This is a genomic window from Desnuesiella massiliensis (assembly GCF_001403615.1).
In the GTDB taxonomy this organism is placed as follows: domain Bacteria; phylum Bacillota; class Clostridia; order Clostridiales; family Clostridiaceae; genus Desnuesiella; species Desnuesiella massiliensis.
Map to the genome: position 1 here is coordinate 1,279,512 of NZ_LN879456.1, position 14,305 is coordinate 1,293,816.

Sequence of the window (14,305 nt, forward strand, 5' to 3'; positions counted from 1 at the left end):
TTCCTCCTCAAAATAATAAATATGTTAAAAAGCACCCTACCGAAAGATAAGGTGCTAATGGAAAGGATATGTTAATATCCTTATTTCTAATTTTGTAATAAATTTTATTTACTGTTATAGCAATGATAAGCCCTAAAAAGCTTCCAACAAGCCCTCCCTTCAATCCAAGAAAAAATCCATTAGCTCCCATAAACTTAACATCACCACCACCTATACCTCCATTTTTTATTAGAGCTGTAGTAAAAAATGGAATAGGTACAAGTAATAGTCCTATTATTGAATTTAAACTGTTTAAATTGATTAATGCTACAATAATTATTACGATATGAACCTTATCTGGAATAGTTTTAGTCTTTATATCACAAAAACTTGCATAGGCTAAAATTAAGACATACAAGATACCCTTAAGAACAAATATATCCATCCCTAACTTTTCACCTTTCTTTCAGTCAAAATTAAAACACCCTTCATTCAATTAAGTAAATGTTAGGTGCTTATATTCCATTCATCTAAATATTTGTATCTATAAACCTTTTGAGATTTATGAAATCTAACCATGAATTTTATCTGATCCACTACTGAAACATTAGTTTTATCCTTTGTAAGCATCATAACTGAACCTGCAATTGAAGATAAAATAAACACCACACAAAATGCGGTGTTCCTTGTGATTAAATACACTACTATATCAATCAATGCTGCAACAAAGGTTGCTCCCATGGATTTTAAAAGCTCTTCTTTCCCAAAACCTTCAAAAATTTCTGTTCTTGTTTTAAGTCCCAGTGGTATATATAAAGTTTCTTTTTCAAGTTGCTCCATTGTAATCCTCCATTTTTATTTCATTTTTACCATTTACCTTATTTGCTTCTATATAATCAATTATAAGTTTGTCCATTTGTCTGCTTAAATCTAATATTTCTTCTGTAAGACTTTCATCATCTATAGATACACATATTTCATTTAAAACAATTCTTAAATTTTCTATTTCATTATTTATATATTCTACACTATTTTTCATACCCTTCACCCCATATTTTCCATAATAATATCATATTGAGATATTATACCATATATTTTATCATTTGTAGACTATAGTCCGTGGACTTCTTGTCGCTTTTTTTTGACAATTATATAGAAAGGGATGATTGTAATGTTTTTAGAAGAAGCTTTAGCTATTGTTTTAAAGGAATATAGAACTGAAAAAAATCTTTCTCAAGAAGAATTAGCAGATAAATGTGATTTAGACAGAACCTATATTAGTCTTTTAGAAAGAGGAAAAAGAAAGCCTACTCTTAGTGTTGTTTTTAATATTTGTGATAGTTTAGAAGTTAATCCTAGTGCATTTATTTCTAAAATAGAAATACTCCTTAAAGATAAAATCTAGTTATAATAGTTCACTATTAATTCTTTAATTTGCCATATACACTCAGCTATTATATAAAAAATCGCTGTGTTTTTTGCTCTTTTCTTATACATAGAGCTTTCTTCCTCAGATGCTCCCATACGAATAAGACAGTAAATTACTCTAAGTACTGCCCCTGCTCTTATTAATACCATAAAAGCATCTGCCATTTCTTTTACTAAATCCATTACTTAAAAGCTCCTTTCGCTATCTGTACAAGTCTTACAGATTGATATATATTCCCCATTAATCCAGAGCCTTGACCACCAGATACGATAATAAATTCTTGAAGGAATCTTGGTGTTTTTATGGCAAGCATTAGGGCTGCTATTCCCCAAAACACATGAGTATTAAGCATTAATGCTACTCCTACCTTTGCAAGCACTATCTGAACCATCACAGCTAAAGTTGATTGAAAAAACTTTTGTATATAGGTTCTAAATACTCCTTTATCTGCATCTAAAATACCTACACAGGCTAAGGGAAGTCCTATCCTTAGTATTAATATTTCCATACCTCTCATTAAAAACTGTAAGTATAAAAGAAAGAAACATATGAAAAATATCAGTGATATTATAGCTGTAAATAGTCCTGCACTTGATATTCCTGTTATTACTGCTGAAAAATCTGTTGTCATTCCCTTACTTATTAAATTTATTACCTTATCTGTTAAATCTTCAACTATTGTTGCAAGCCAAAGATATAGTGTAGGAAAACTTACTGCTATTGCCAACGCTTTAAAAAATCCAGTAAGAAATACTAAGGGATCTGTATCTGCATCACCTTCAGTCCAAAGCACATACTGCTCAAAGCCTTTCTTTAGAAATTTAAGCACTATAAGGGATATACCAAAAGCCAAAAATATATTAAACACTTCTGTAAATCCATTTGTACCAATTAGAGTATCCATATATTTTTCTGCATGAAGAGCTATAGGGACAAGATCATTTAAAAGAGAATTTACATATGCAAGGCAGCCACTTAATATCCCTGCAATTAGAATTACAAGTAATGCCTCCAACATCATCACCTCCAAGTTTAAAGGGCTTAAAGTTCAACTTGCAAGCCCTTTAAACGGTTTTATTAGCCTTTAAAATTAAACATATCTTTTATTCTTTGAGTTAATGTTGGTAAAACTGTGTCCTTAAATAATAGGTATAATCCACCAAGTACAAGTGCTCCTATTACTACTGACATTAGAATCTTTACTGCGGTATCAACAAAACCCTCACCACTTTTGCTCTTTAAGGCTTCCTTTACTGAATTCACCTTATTCATTGCTTTTAATTGCATCATTAATACTAAATTTCTCATTAATAAATACCTCCACTTTTTTTAAAATTATTTGTAATATCCAATTATTAAATTTAATGTAGCTGAAGCTATAACTGCACCTATGCAAGAAACTATAGCAACTACAATTCTGTTGTTCCACTTCTTCTGATCCATATCATCGGCAGCGCTACGTCTTATAAAGAAGTATATTATAAGCACTCCTGCTACTACTGGAGCAAATATCATAAGCCAAGTTGTTATGTCATTTATAAGTTTTTCTGTACCTTTTACAAGTTTGCTATTTTGTACATTATCATCGGCATAGACTGTATAGCTACTCATAAATAAGGCGTATAAAGTTAAAATTACTGCCCAAGCCTTTTCTTTTACTTCCTTTAATAAATTCTTAATCTTCATCGCTGTATAGTTCTCCTTTCTTTTCGCTTTCTTCATAAAAATATCCTGATTGGATTTTAGAAGCCTTTATACCCATATTTCTCACTGATTGCTTTATTAAACCTACTTCCTCCTTTGCCGCATAGTAAAGCCATATTCCCCATAAGTCCATATCAACCATGTTTATGTTTCTTGATTTTCTTCTGTTTTGCCTTAGCTCCCTTACTTTTCTGTTATGTTCTTTATCTCCAAGTCCAAACATTTTATTAAACTCCCAAGCTGACAAATCTGGTGAATACATAATTGCAGGGTTATTTCTTGAAGTAATTAAGCTGTAAGGTCTTGATATTAGCCTTATTTCATCTGCTGCAAGTAGTGCTCTATGGGTTAAATTAATACTTTGAGAGCTAGATGGAGTAGAAAATTTTGCCTGGGATGCACTTAAAGAATAAGTAGATACTGTGTAGTTCCCAAGCTTTTTTGATATTTCCTCAAGAGTTTCAATATCGTCTGCCTGAAGATAAATCCAGTTTTCACAATTGCCTTTTATGGTCTTCGCCACCTCCTTTCCATACTTATCATCAAGCTGTGCAAAACTCTGTAGAAATAAATTAAACCTGATTCCCCTGCCACCACCAACGGTTAGCTTATTAGAGAAATCAGGTATTGTAGCAAAATTACCAAATTCATCAAGTAAGAAATTTACTCTGTTTTTTAGTCTTCCACCTCTCTCATCTGCACTTTTTACAAGTTCAATATAATGCTGTGATACAAATAGACTTGCCAAGGTATAGTAAGTTGTTTTCTCATCTGGAAGTATTATAAATATAGCCCTCCTTTTACTTCCTGTTTCCTTAGGATTATAGTCACTTACATTAGTCATGGAATTGATTAAAGGATTAGTAAATAATCTTAGAGTTGTAAGAGCTGCAGTATAAAAACTTCCTCTAGTTTTGCTTGGTGCTACTTCTGAAATAGCAAGTAAAGCTTTAGCAGGATGGGAAGGATTTAGCTTTTTAACATATTCTATTATTGGCATAGTGTTACCAGTAGCCTTGCACATCTCACTAATAAAGTAGTAAACATTAGTCATATTCTGATATTTTCTGTTATTGCCATCTTTGTTGTCATAAACCACACTCATAATAGCACTTGCAATTATAGAAGCTTCACCATCTGTCCATATTCTCTCACCCTTTGGTTCTCCTACAAGCTGTGAGGTTAAATCCCAGGTTGCATCAATAGCTTTAGCAACATCATTATTATCTACTGCATCAATTATAGGCTGCAAGAAATTATACCTACTGCTCTTTTCAGGATTTTTGAAATCTATGGCTATAACTTCATAACCTAACCTTTCTAAAAAAGGATAGGTATAAGCATACAATTCTCCCTTAGGATCACTTAATATCATACTTTCCCCTGCAAGTGCTATTGTACCTATACTTTCAAGTACTACAGTTCTTGTTTTACCTGAACGAGTAGCTCCAATACAAAGGCTATGAACATCTTCTCCTATAAAATAAACCTTTTCACTTCCCTTATGTTTTTTACAACCTAAAACTATCCCACCCTGCGATAAAAGAGTTTTGGTAAATTCACCTGAACATTTTGAGGTTTCATCTTTGGATTTTCCTTGAATATTTCCTTTTTCTCCTTCCATGGTAAACTGTTCTTTCCTCTCTGAGCATTTTTCTTGCTTCTTTTCCCCTTCATCTTCTCTTTCATTTCTTTCATTCCATCCTTTCTTCATTTCTTTTAAATCATCATATCCTTGTTCTATTAATACCTTTATCCCGTTGTCATTTGTATTTAGAATAAAGCTATTAAAAGCTGAATCCTTCTCTTTTTCTGTAAGCCACTCAGCAGAACCAAACTGCTTTTGCCCTGCTGGTACTGGTGTTGAAATTTTAGGTGTTATTACCCTTAAATCACTCTGATAAGGCTTATTGTTTGCTAGATAGTAGAATACCGAAAATAAAGCTATAAACCCATCAAGACATAAAAAAAGCAGTAAGTGTTTTTTACTTACCGCCATGCTATGGATACATATTATTAAGTTTGGGATTTTTAGTATTGTCATTTGCTTTGAAAGCAGCTGATGAATAATGCTAGAAAAATAAAGGTTAAATAAAATGCCACTCACTAATATGAGTAGGCTTATTAGTAGCTTTTTCTTTTTGGATTTCATATAGTAGTGCTCCTTTCTGAATTTATTTTTGAGGATAAAAATAAGACCTACCAAATGGTAAGTCTTTAAAAAAATGAGTGTGTATGATAGTCTGTGTAAACCTCAAGATGGATATACTAACAAATAGTAATCCAGAGGAGGTACACAGACAATTATGCTTAAGAAAGAATTACTTAGAGAGTTTATAAGAGAGAATAACCTAACAAATGCACAAGAACTACAACAAGCGTTAAAAGATCTATTTGCAAGTACACTACAGGAAATGCTTGAGGCTGAACTTGATGACCACTTAGGATATTCAAAGTATGACTACAAAAATAAAACGACAAAGAATAGCCGAAATGGGTCTACATCAAAGAGAGTCCTATCGGACTTCGGTGAAGTTGATATTGCAGTACCTAGAGACCGCGAGGGCGACTTTGAGCCGAAGGCGATTAAGAAGTATCAAAATGACATATCCGGAATAGAAGATAAGGTATTAGGAATGTATGCTAAGGGAATGAGCACACGAGATATAGCATCACACCTAGAGGAGCTTTATGGTATGGAGGCATCCCCTACACTAATATCAAAGATAACTGAGAAGATAATGCCTATAGCTCAGGAATGGCAGAATAGGCCATTAGACCCCATATATCCTATAATTTTTTTAGACGCTATACACTATAAAGTTAGAAGTGACGGAAAAGTAGTAAACAAAGCAGCTTACATAATTATTGGTGTTAACATTGATGGAATAAAGGATGTGCTTGGAATTTGGGTAGGTGAAAATGAGAGTGCTAAGTATTGGCTTAGTGTCCTAACGGACTTAAAAAACAGAGGTGTAAAAGATATCTTCATAGCTGCCATTGATGGTCTAACTGGATTCAGAGAGGCTATAAGAGCTATTTATCCCAATACTGAAATTCAGCGATGCATAATCCACCAGATAAGAAACTCAACAAAATACATACCGTATAAACACAGGAAAGAGTTCTGTAAGGACTTAAAACAGGTATATACTTCAGCAACAGAAGACATGGCTCTTATGGAGTTAGAAAATCTTAAAACAAAATGGGGACATCTATATTCAATTGCCATAAGCAGTTGGGAGAACAATTGGGAAGATCTATCTACCTACTTTAAGTATCCTGAGGAGATCCGAAGGATAATATACACTACTAACTCAATGGAAAGCTATAATAGACAACTAAGGAAGGTCACTAAAGCTAAGAGTATCTTCCCATCAGATGAGTCACTTCTAAAGATGCTGTATCTAGCAACTCAGGATATAACAAAGAAATGGACTCAAAACATAAGAAACTGGGCACTTGTTCTAGCGCAGCTATCTATACATTTTGAAGATAGGCTTGATAAGAGCATAGTTTAGTACTTGTCCATCAATTCATACTCTATGGCGACATAACTTTTTTTCTAAATGGATGCATAAAAATAGCATTAAAGTAAAAGATAGGAATACAGCACATCCTGTTGCATTCCTATCAACTAAATTTTCATATATCCATCTTTAGGATTTTTAGGGTTTACACAAATTAATTTACAGACTCAAAAAAATCCGTTTATTGTTTCTTTAATAAAATCTCTCTATTATAAATCTCAATCAGGGGCTTCAACAGTGAGCAAATATTACTAATCTGATTCTCTGAAAGTGAACACTCAAAATCTCTTAAAGTTACGACTATACACCTTAATGTAGTATCAATTGTAAAACTACCAACTATACTATCTTGAATTTTACTTGTATAGTTTTGTATATCTTGAATTAATGTTTTATAATCATTTGTTTTTGTAAACCCTAAATTTCCTGTTACATATCCTATATCGAATTTTTTAGAGCTTCTCAATACTTCAATTAGAGCTAAATATATATTATCAATATTTTCTTTTTTCATAAAAGTAGACTCATAAACTGAGAAAAAGCTTTGTAAACAATTCATAGCCTCTAGTAGATTTAATTTACTTTTAATTTTATCAATTTCAATTATTTGAATACAATCAGTACTTATGTATGAATATACATTAAAAGTCTCCAAAAAATCACGGTAAGCAATTTTAGGTTTTCCAAATATATTGTTAGATATTGTATTTTCATATATAACCTTTGGTATTAGTTCTTCTATTAACCATTTAAATGTCATTATGGCATTCCAATTACTTTTTTCATCTATATTCTGAAGATCCTTAAGACTATGTACTGTAAAATGAGGTTTCCACACCAGCCATATGTCATTATTGGGAATACTATATTGGTCAAAAATATCATCATAGTCTCTTTCTAAATTTATTATTGCATGATATCCATTCTGGTATCTTTTATGATTTTGACTATATACTTTTATCATATATTCATTAGGATCAAAGATACTCCATTCCCCACTAGTATTATATGCATCATTTTTGCTCATAAATCTTACTATCATTTTCCACAATTCTGTATTAATTTTAATTAATTTATAAGCGCCTTTTCTACTTCTCTTAAAGCTTATTGTACCTAATTTTTCTTCAACTTCCATTAGTGATTCCATATATTCAGACGTAAAATCATCTACTATAGTACATAACTCATATGTTTCTTCTTTATTTAAAATAAATCTGTTATTACCTAATTGAATACAATAATCATCTTCTTTTGTGTGATATGAAATAAATCCTCTTAAATCATATTTAGGATCGGTTTTTATTCCTTTAAATAATTGATTTATTATTTGCTTATTATTTAATGTCATCATACATCCCCTAATTGAAAGCGTCCTAAATAAAAACATACAACTAGCTTCGCTTTCTCTAAAGGATGGTAAAAATCCATCTAAATCAATTCTTCTTATACTTCTTTGATAAGGTCTAAATATATCTTCTTTATTAATATATTTTCTATCTTCAAATTGGTCTTTATCGGATTAACCCCTTTGTTTTGGACAAGGACTAATAAATTCTCTACTTTTCTTAGATTTACGCCCTTATCTCAATATTGGTTAGGCTTTCTCCAAAATAAAGGTTGTAAAACTCATTTGGTGACATAAACTTTAAGCTTGAATGCATTCGCCTATCGTTATAAAAGTCCATGAATTCGTTTACTATCTCATATGCTTCCGCATAATTTTGAAACTCATTAATTTTTAAACATTCATCCTCAAGTATTCTATGAAATGATTCTACATGAGCGTTTTTATTTGGTGTCTTTACTGGTATTCTTTCATGTTCTATTTTAATTTCTGTGCAGCATTTGCTGAATTTATGGCTTACAAACTGTGGACCATTATCTGTTCTTATTACGGGCTTTTTAGCTCCTTCCTCAAATAGATTTCTTCTTATTAGGCACTTTCTAAGTAATGCGGTAGCATCTTTAGCTTCACAGTGTAATCCCATATGGTAATCGATAATACTTCTATCAAAGACGTCAATCAAGTTTAACAGGTAAAAGAATTTATCCTCACCTTGGATGTAGCCATATTTTATATCCATTTCCCATAGTTGATTTGAGCCTGTTATAGTTCTGTTAGCTGCAATAATTCTCTTTATTTTAGGTTTAATAACTCTTTGATCTTTGAGCACACAGAGTTCTTTACATAGTCTATAAACCTTCTTATGATTAATCACAAGATTATAATACTTTCTTAAGTGGTGGGCTATTTTTCTATATCCATAGTTAATAGCATCACCATCGATTGACTCCATAATAAATTCTTTAATTTGCTCATCGCATATCTTTTTATTCTCTTTGTTTAAGCTATATCCTCTAGGCTTTCCGCCTTTAGGTTTTGCTTTTTCTTTGCCTTCCACATTTAAGTTATAGTAATATGTTGATCTCCCAAGCTTAACTACTTTCAGTACAAAAACTGCGTTATATCCTTGATCTATATACTTTTTAGCTATGTCTACTTTATCTTTAATTGAGGGTTTGCTTTTTTTATTAAGTCTTTAAGAATTGCTATTTCTAAGTCTTTTTCTCCTAATAACTTTTTTAACTGATCATTTTCTTTTGTTACTTCTGTAAGCTCGCTTTCAAGCTCCTTTTCTCCCCCAATTAAAGTCTTTCTTCCTGGCTTAACTTTAATTTCATCCTTAGCTTTTGAATTTTTTATCCAAGTAAATATGGTTGACTTTGACACTCCGTGTCTTCTTGCAACTAGTGAAACATTTCCTACTTCCTGTACTTCTCTTAATATTTCATCTTTTAGCTCTTTTGTATAACTTTTACCTTTCATAACTTACCTCCAATCACTTTCTACATTATAATAAATGTATAGGCAATTGTCCAAGTCAATCTAGGGGCTTAAGAGTTATCATCTGTTATCATGTCATAAACATATTCTATTTCCTTTTCGCTCTTAATGTTTGTTTTTAAATTTGTAATTATTTCATTTACTTCTATATCTTTGTCAAACAATTCAATGTATTTGATTACTTTTTTAGCTACTCTTTTAGCTCTATTTAAAGCAAGCGCTGCTATTGCTGGTGGTAAAAGACCATTACTTTTTCTATTATTTATAAATCTATTTGTAGGAACATAATTCAAGATACTGTTGACTTCAAAATCATCATCTAAGTTCATTAATTTCAAATATTCTTTAAACTTTTCAGTATTTTTACATAAAGATTCCGGAATTATATGATCTACTTCTAAATTAACAAACTCTAATTCATTACCTGAATAATAATCTCTAAATTCATGCACTTTCCATAACGCATATCTTAATCTAGGATCTCTCTTATTAATTTTATAATTACTGTCCATAGTTAACCTCCCAAAACTTATAATTTATTACAATTTTATTTTCGAAAAATATACTAGTTTGTTAAGAGATTATTTCTCATTTTCCCAATTCAATCCTCTGCCCTTAGTTTCTTCAATAGCCCTTTCCTTCTTCGCTTGTCCTTCCAGAGCAGTCAAGGATAACCGAGAATTATACTTATTACTATTATCCTTAGAAATCATTCCAATTGCTGTCAATAATAATTCCATGCTTGCTTCAAGTTGCTTTTTATCAGCCTTCTGTTTATTTAATTCAAAAGCTTTAAAAAGTGCTTCTTTTGTAAATTGTTCTGGGGGATATAGTTTTCTATTCCTGTACTTCTTGCCATCAAAAGTTGTAAAAGTTATATATTTTCTTTCATCTGTCCAATCAACTTTATAACCAAGCTTATTCATATTTTTTATGAACTCATTCTTGCTTCTGCTACACCATTTACAATGCTTTACTGCGAGATACAGCTCGTATTTCCAACTTTGCTTTTTATCCGTTGCTCTATATTCTCCTCTGTTTTTATGCTTTCCTTTTTCTCCATCAACAACAATAAGACCATATTCTTTGCATAACTCATCTGAATATTCCTTCACACTTTCTAATTGTTCCTTCGATAGCTGCCACTTATATCCTTTAGTAAACCTAACTGAATTTATAATAAAATGAGTATGAAGATGTTCTTTATCTGTATGAGTTGCATATAGTACCTGAAAATCCTTAAAAACTTCATGCTCTAAGAGCCTTTTACCTATCTCATTTATAACTTCTGGTGTTACTTTATCATTAGGGGAAAATGACTGAATAAAATGTATAAACTGCCTTCCCTTTTCTTTATTGAAGTTCTGCTTAGTCATGATAAATTCTTCATAAGCTGTATCTGGCGAACAATCTTTTCCTCCAGTTAAATATTCTGCTGTTTTTAAAGGATTCTTTATATAATTTATAGCTCTTTTCATACCTTTATAAGTATTATTGGATGCATTTATAAACTCTATTACCGCCATGAATTCACCACACTTTTTCACTTAATTACGGTAAAAATAGAAAACACTTGCTATTTTAAAACAACAAGTGTTCTTATAATTTTAATATCCTTATAAAATGCGCAATTTAATTTCGATAAATTGGAATTTTGTATGTTTATTTTAAATCTACTAAAAGCACAGAATGATCAGACAATCTTTTTTCAAAGAATTCTTGAAAATTCTCCATATAATTCACATACTCTAATGTTTTTTGTGACATTATTGCATAATCAATCCTTGTTTTACCTGTAAATGTAAAATCCTCTAGTTTATTATTAGTATGTCCTGTTTCTATCCAACCATCCTTTGCACCACAATTCAGCAAATCATTCAGCATACTTTTTCCATAGCTGTCATCTTTAAAAACATTCATATCTCCGATATATAGTACCTTCTCATTTTTATGCTTTTGATAATGATTAGATAAGTCAGTCCAATACTTAACGGCTCTATCATATTCATTTTTACTATCTGGTATATGAACACCAACAATTCTGTAATCACCATACAGTATTTCATTCCATTTTAACTCTATGCCTAAACTCGATGTCGAATGAATTTTTCTTTTCGCAAATGTCAAAACTATCGATGTATACATTTTACTTATGTATGTGTAATTATTAGGATACATACAATAATATCCTTTACCTTCGAGATATTCTATTACATATCTACCCGCAAGTGAATTTACATCAAATTCTGAAAATATCATTATCTCTGGTTCTGCTTTTTCTAATATTTTTTCTAGTATTGTTTTTGCTATACTTATATTTTTCATTTCTTTGCTTCTTTTACCTTCACTACCAGAAAATCCATTTGTATTAAGATATAGTACCTGCATAGAATCTTTTTCTCCTCTAAACAAACTCTAATTTGTACATTTCATTGTCGATTGTTATAGATCTTCTACATAATTTATAAACAAACTCAATAAAATTTCTATTGTTCTTTCAAATATATTGATTCATTATATAAAATTATCTCTTAAGCCCCTAGATTGACTTGGACAATTGCCTATACATTTATTATAATGTAGAAAGTGATTGGAGGTAAGTTATGAAAGGTAAAAGTTATACAAAAGAGCTAAAAGATGAAATATTAAGAGAAGTACAGGAAGTAGGAAATGTTTCACTAGTTGCAAGAAGACACGGAGTGTCAAAGTCAACCATATTTACTTGGATAAAAAATTCAAAAGCTAAGGATGAAATTAAAGTTAAGCCAGGAAGAAAGACTTTAATTGGGGGAGAAAAGGAGCTTGAAAGCGAGCTTACAGAAGTAACAAAAGAAAATGATCAGTTAAAAAAGTTATTAGGAGAAAAAGACTTAGAAATAGCAATTCTTAAAGACTTAATAAAAAAAGCAAACCCTCAATTAAAGATAAAGTAGACATAGCTAAAAAGTATATAGATCAAGGATATAACGCAGTTTTTGTACTGAAAGTAGTTAAGCTTGGGAGATCAACATATTACTATAACTTAAATGTGGAAGGCAAAGAAAAAGCAAAACCTAAAGGCGGAAAGCCTAGAGGATATAGCTTAAACAAAGAGAATAAAAAGATATGCGATGAGCAAATTAAAGAATTTATTATGGAGTCAATCGATGGTGATGCTATTAACTATGGATATAGAAAAATAGCCCACCACTTAAGAAAGTATTATAATCTTGTGATTAATCATAAGAAGGTTTATAGACTATGTAAAGAACTCTGTGTGCTCAAAGATCAAAGAGTTATTAAACCTAAAATAAAGAGAATTATTGCAGCTAACAGAACTATAACAGGCTCAAATCAACTATGGGAAATGGATATAAAATATGGCTACATCCAAGGTGAGGATAAATTCTTTTACCTGTTAAACTTGATTGACGTCTTTGATAGAAGTATTATCGATTACCATATGGGATTACACTGTGAAGCTAAAGATGCTACCGCATTACTTAGAAAGTGCCTAATAAGAAGAAATCTATTTGAGGAAGGAGCTAAAAAGCCCGTAATAAGAACAGATAATGGTCCACAGTTTGTAAGCCATAAATTCAGCAAATGCTGCACAGAAATTAAAATAGAACATGAAAGAATACCAGTAAAGACACCAAATAAAAACGCTCATGTAGAATCATTTCATAGAATACTTGAGGATGAATGTTTAAAAATCAATGAGTTTCAAAATTATGCGGAAGCATATGAGATAGTAAACGAATTCATGGACTTTTATAACGATAGGCGAATGCATTCAAGCTTAAAGTTTATGTCACCAAATGAGTTTTACAACCTTTATTTTGGAGAAAGCCTAACCAATATTGAGATAAGGGCGTAAATCTAAGAAAAGTAGAGAATTTATTAGTCCTTGTCCAAAACAAAGGGGTTAATCCGAAATCACGAAGCGTTTCGCCAAGTGTTTTACGTACAAAAGCTTACACTTACTTTAAATGGTGGTCTCTTTGGGTTTAAAATGTTTTATATAATCACATTCTACTTCAATGATATCGCTGTAAGGAGGCTCTAATCTTAGAAGTCTTTTTATAAATAATTTTTGATTGTAATTAATACTTATTTCTTCATACCATGGGCGTTTTTTGCTTTTCTTAGGCTTTTCAAAGGTAGAATATAAAAGATATAACAGCAAATCACCCAAATAAGAAAAGTCGGTATCACATTTATATTGCTTGCCATCAATCCATCTGGCTAATCCAAAATCCACAAGCGAAATATTATTACCGTCATACAAAACATTGGCACACCTAATATCTCTGTGAACCACACCGTTATAATGCAAGTACTTAATAACCTCAATTAATTGAAGTCCTATATTATATATCTCTGAAGCGTTGAAAACATAATTTTGTTTGAAAAGCATTTCTTCTATCGTCTTGCCCGGCTTAAATTCCAAAACAAAGGCATAAAACCCTTTATTATTTATTACACCTAACAATTCTGGAATTTTTTCGTGTTTGAGCTGTGAAAGGATGACTGCTTCGTGTACATTTTTTTCTTTATTCTTCTTAAGCATTTTGGATTTAAAACGCTTAATTATAACAGGTGACCCTGATGGAGAAGATGCAAAATAGCACTTTCCATATCGACCTTCCCCTACAGAGTGAACGACTGTATAACCACCAATCTCCTTTTCCATGCATGTTTTTGAGTAAAATGGAAGTATCATAGTACTATATTTTTGCTCCTTTATGATATCCTTTTTCCAAACTAATTAATTTAATATCCTTAACTAAATGACAGAAGTAAATCTACAAGCCATAACAGTACAGCTGATAGGCA

19 protein-coding genes are annotated in these 14,305 nt (G+C 31.2%); 4 read left to right on the top strand and 15 right to left on the bottom strand.

Features of this window, described 5'->3' with window-relative positions; translation table 11 throughout:
• Window positions 1–7 precede the first annotated feature (7 nt).
• From BN2665_RS16960 to BN2665_RS16970, 3 genes are all read right to left on the bottom strand, one after another.
• Entirely contained in the window at window positions 8–424 is a 417-nt protein-coding gene (locus tag BN2665_RS16960) for a prepilin peptidase (protein WP_055668266.1), read from the bottom strand.
• A 62-nt stretch (window positions 425–486) separates the two neighbouring features.
• Window positions 487–819: a hypothetical protein gene (locus BN2665_RS16965; protein WP_055668267.1), complete on the bottom strand. Its 333-nt coding sequence runs from the start codon at window positions 817–819 to the stop codon at window positions 487–489.
• On the bottom strand, window positions 806–1,018 hold the full coding sequence (locus BN2665_RS16970; RefSeq protein ID WP_055668268.1) for an aspartyl-phosphate phosphatase Spo0E family protein: 213 nt from the start codon (window positions 1,016–1,018) through the stop codon (window positions 806–808). The genes BN2665_RS16965 and BN2665_RS16970 overlap by 14 nt, the downstream gene beginning before the upstream one ends.
• A gap of 132 nt (window positions 1,019–1,150) precedes the next feature.
• Here BN2665_RS16970 and BN2665_RS16975 point away from each other — a divergent pair, with 132 nt between their 5' ends.
• Window positions 1,151–1,384: a helix-turn-helix domain-containing protein gene (locus tag BN2665_RS16975; RefSeq protein ID WP_055668269.1), complete on the top strand. Its 234-nt coding sequence runs from the start codon at window positions 1,151–1,153 to the stop codon at window positions 1,382–1,384.
• On the opposite strand, the gene BN2665_RS16980 is transcribed toward BN2665_RS16975, so the two are convergent.
• The 5 genes from BN2665_RS16980 to BN2665_RS17000 all read right to left on the bottom strand — a co-directional run bounded on the left by BN2665_RS16980 (window position 1,381) and on the right by BN2665_RS17000 (window position 5,264).
• On the bottom strand, window positions 1,381–1,590 hold the full coding sequence (locus BN2665_RS16980; protein WP_055668270.1) for a hypothetical protein: 210 nt from the start codon (window positions 1,588–1,590) through the stop codon (window positions 1,381–1,383). The genes BN2665_RS16975 and BN2665_RS16980 overlap by 4 nt on opposite strands.
• Window positions 1,590–2,423 carry a conjugal transfer protein TrbL family protein gene (locus tag BN2665_RS16985; RefSeq protein ID WP_055668433.1) on the bottom strand — a complete coding sequence of 278 codons (834 nt, stop codon included), beginning with the start codon at window positions 2,421–2,423 and terminating at the stop codon, window positions 1,590–1,592. The genes BN2665_RS16980 and BN2665_RS16985 overlap by 1 nt, the downstream gene beginning before the upstream one ends.
• 62 nt (window positions 2,424–2,485) lie before the next feature.
• Window positions 2,486–2,716 carry a DUF6133 family protein gene (locus tag BN2665_RS16990; protein WP_055668271.1) on the bottom strand — a complete coding sequence of 77 codons (231 nt, stop codon included), beginning with the start codon at window positions 2,714–2,716 and terminating at the stop codon, window positions 2,486–2,488.
• 27 nt (window positions 2,717–2,743) lie between these two features.
• Entirely contained in the window at window positions 2,744–3,094 is a 351-nt protein-coding gene (locus BN2665_RS16995) for an Mbov_0395 family pilin-like conjugal transfer protein (RefSeq protein WP_055668272.1), read from the bottom strand.
• Window positions 3,084–5,264, bottom strand: coding sequence for a VirD4-like conjugal transfer protein, CD1115 family (locus BN2665_RS17000; RefSeq protein ID WP_055668273.1), 2,181 nt, complete (start codon window positions 5,262–5,264; stop codon window positions 3,084–3,086). Before BN2665_RS17000 ends, BN2665_RS16995 begins: the two co-directional genes overlap by 11 nt.
• A gap of 154 nt (window positions 5,265–5,418) precedes the next feature.
• Between BN2665_RS17000 and BN2665_RS17005 the strand changes: the two genes are divergently transcribed.
• The gene (locus BN2665_RS17005) at window positions 5,419–6,633 is read left to right on the top strand and encodes an IS256 family transposase (protein WP_055668274.1); all 1,215 of its coding nucleotides are present in this window, start codon (window positions 5,419–5,421) and stop codon (window positions 6,631–6,633) included.
• Window positions 6,634–6,823: 190 nt separating this feature from the next.
• Here BN2665_RS17005 and BN2665_RS17010 read toward each other — a convergent pair whose 3' ends face one another.
• The 6 genes from BN2665_RS17010 to BN2665_RS17035 all read right to left on the bottom strand — a co-directional run bounded on the left by BN2665_RS17010 (window position 6,824) and on the right by BN2665_RS17035 (window position 11,875).
• Window positions 6,824–7,990: a hypothetical protein gene (locus tag BN2665_RS17010; RefSeq protein ID WP_055668275.1), complete on the bottom strand. Its 1,167-nt coding sequence runs from the start codon at window positions 7,988–7,990 to the stop codon at window positions 6,824–6,826.
• Window positions 7,991–8,213: 223 nt separating this feature from the next.
• Window positions 8,214–9,155 carry an IS3 family transposase gene (locus tag BN2665_RS17015; RefSeq protein WP_154674971.1) on the bottom strand — a complete coding sequence of 314 codons (942 nt, stop codon included), beginning with the start codon at window positions 9,153–9,155 and terminating at the stop codon, window positions 8,214–8,216.
• Window positions 9,140–9,469, bottom strand: coding sequence for a transposase (locus tag BN2665_RS17020; protein WP_055668276.1), 330 nt, complete (start codon window positions 9,467–9,469; stop codon window positions 9,140–9,142). Before BN2665_RS17020 ends, BN2665_RS17015 begins: the two co-directional genes overlap by 16 nt.
• Before the next feature lie 68 nt (window positions 9,470–9,537).
• Window positions 9,538–9,999, bottom strand: a complete 462-nt coding sequence (locus BN2665_RS17025) for a DUF1524 domain-containing protein (RefSeq protein ID WP_055668277.1) — start codon at window positions 9,997–9,999, stop codon at window positions 9,538–9,540.
• Between the two features lie 69 nt (window positions 10,000–10,068).
• Window positions 10,069–11,013: a relaxase/mobilization nuclease domain-containing protein gene (locus tag BN2665_RS17030; RefSeq protein WP_055668278.1), complete on the bottom strand. Its 945-nt coding sequence runs from the start codon at window positions 11,011–11,013 to the stop codon at window positions 10,069–10,071.
• A 136-nt stretch (window positions 11,014–11,149) separates the two neighbouring features.
• Window positions 11,150–11,875: an endonuclease/exonuclease/phosphatase family protein gene (locus tag BN2665_RS17035; protein WP_055668279.1), complete on the bottom strand. Its 726-nt coding sequence runs from the start codon at window positions 11,873–11,875 to the stop codon at window positions 11,150–11,152.
• A 215-nt stretch (window positions 11,876–12,090) separates the two neighbouring features.
• Between BN2665_RS17035 and BN2665_RS17040 the strand changes: the two genes are divergently transcribed.
• Window positions 12,091–12,420, top strand: a complete 330-nt coding sequence (locus BN2665_RS17040) for a transposase (protein ID WP_055668276.1) — start codon at window positions 12,091–12,093, stop codon at window positions 12,418–12,420.
• Window positions 12,421–12,467: 47 nt separating this feature from the next.
• On the top strand, window positions 12,468–13,346 hold the full coding sequence (locus tag BN2665_RS17045; protein WP_242865980.1) for an IS3 family transposase: 879 nt from the start codon (window positions 12,468–12,470) through the stop codon (window positions 13,344–13,346).
• Between the two features lie 108 nt (window positions 13,347–13,454).
• On the opposite strand, the gene BN2665_RS17050 is transcribed toward BN2665_RS17045, so the two are convergent.
• Window positions 13,455–14,192, bottom strand: coding sequence for a protein kinase family protein (locus BN2665_RS17050; protein ID WP_074042328.1), 738 nt, complete (start codon window positions 14,190–14,192; stop codon window positions 13,455–13,457).
• Window positions 14,193–14,305: the final 113 nt, after the last annotated feature.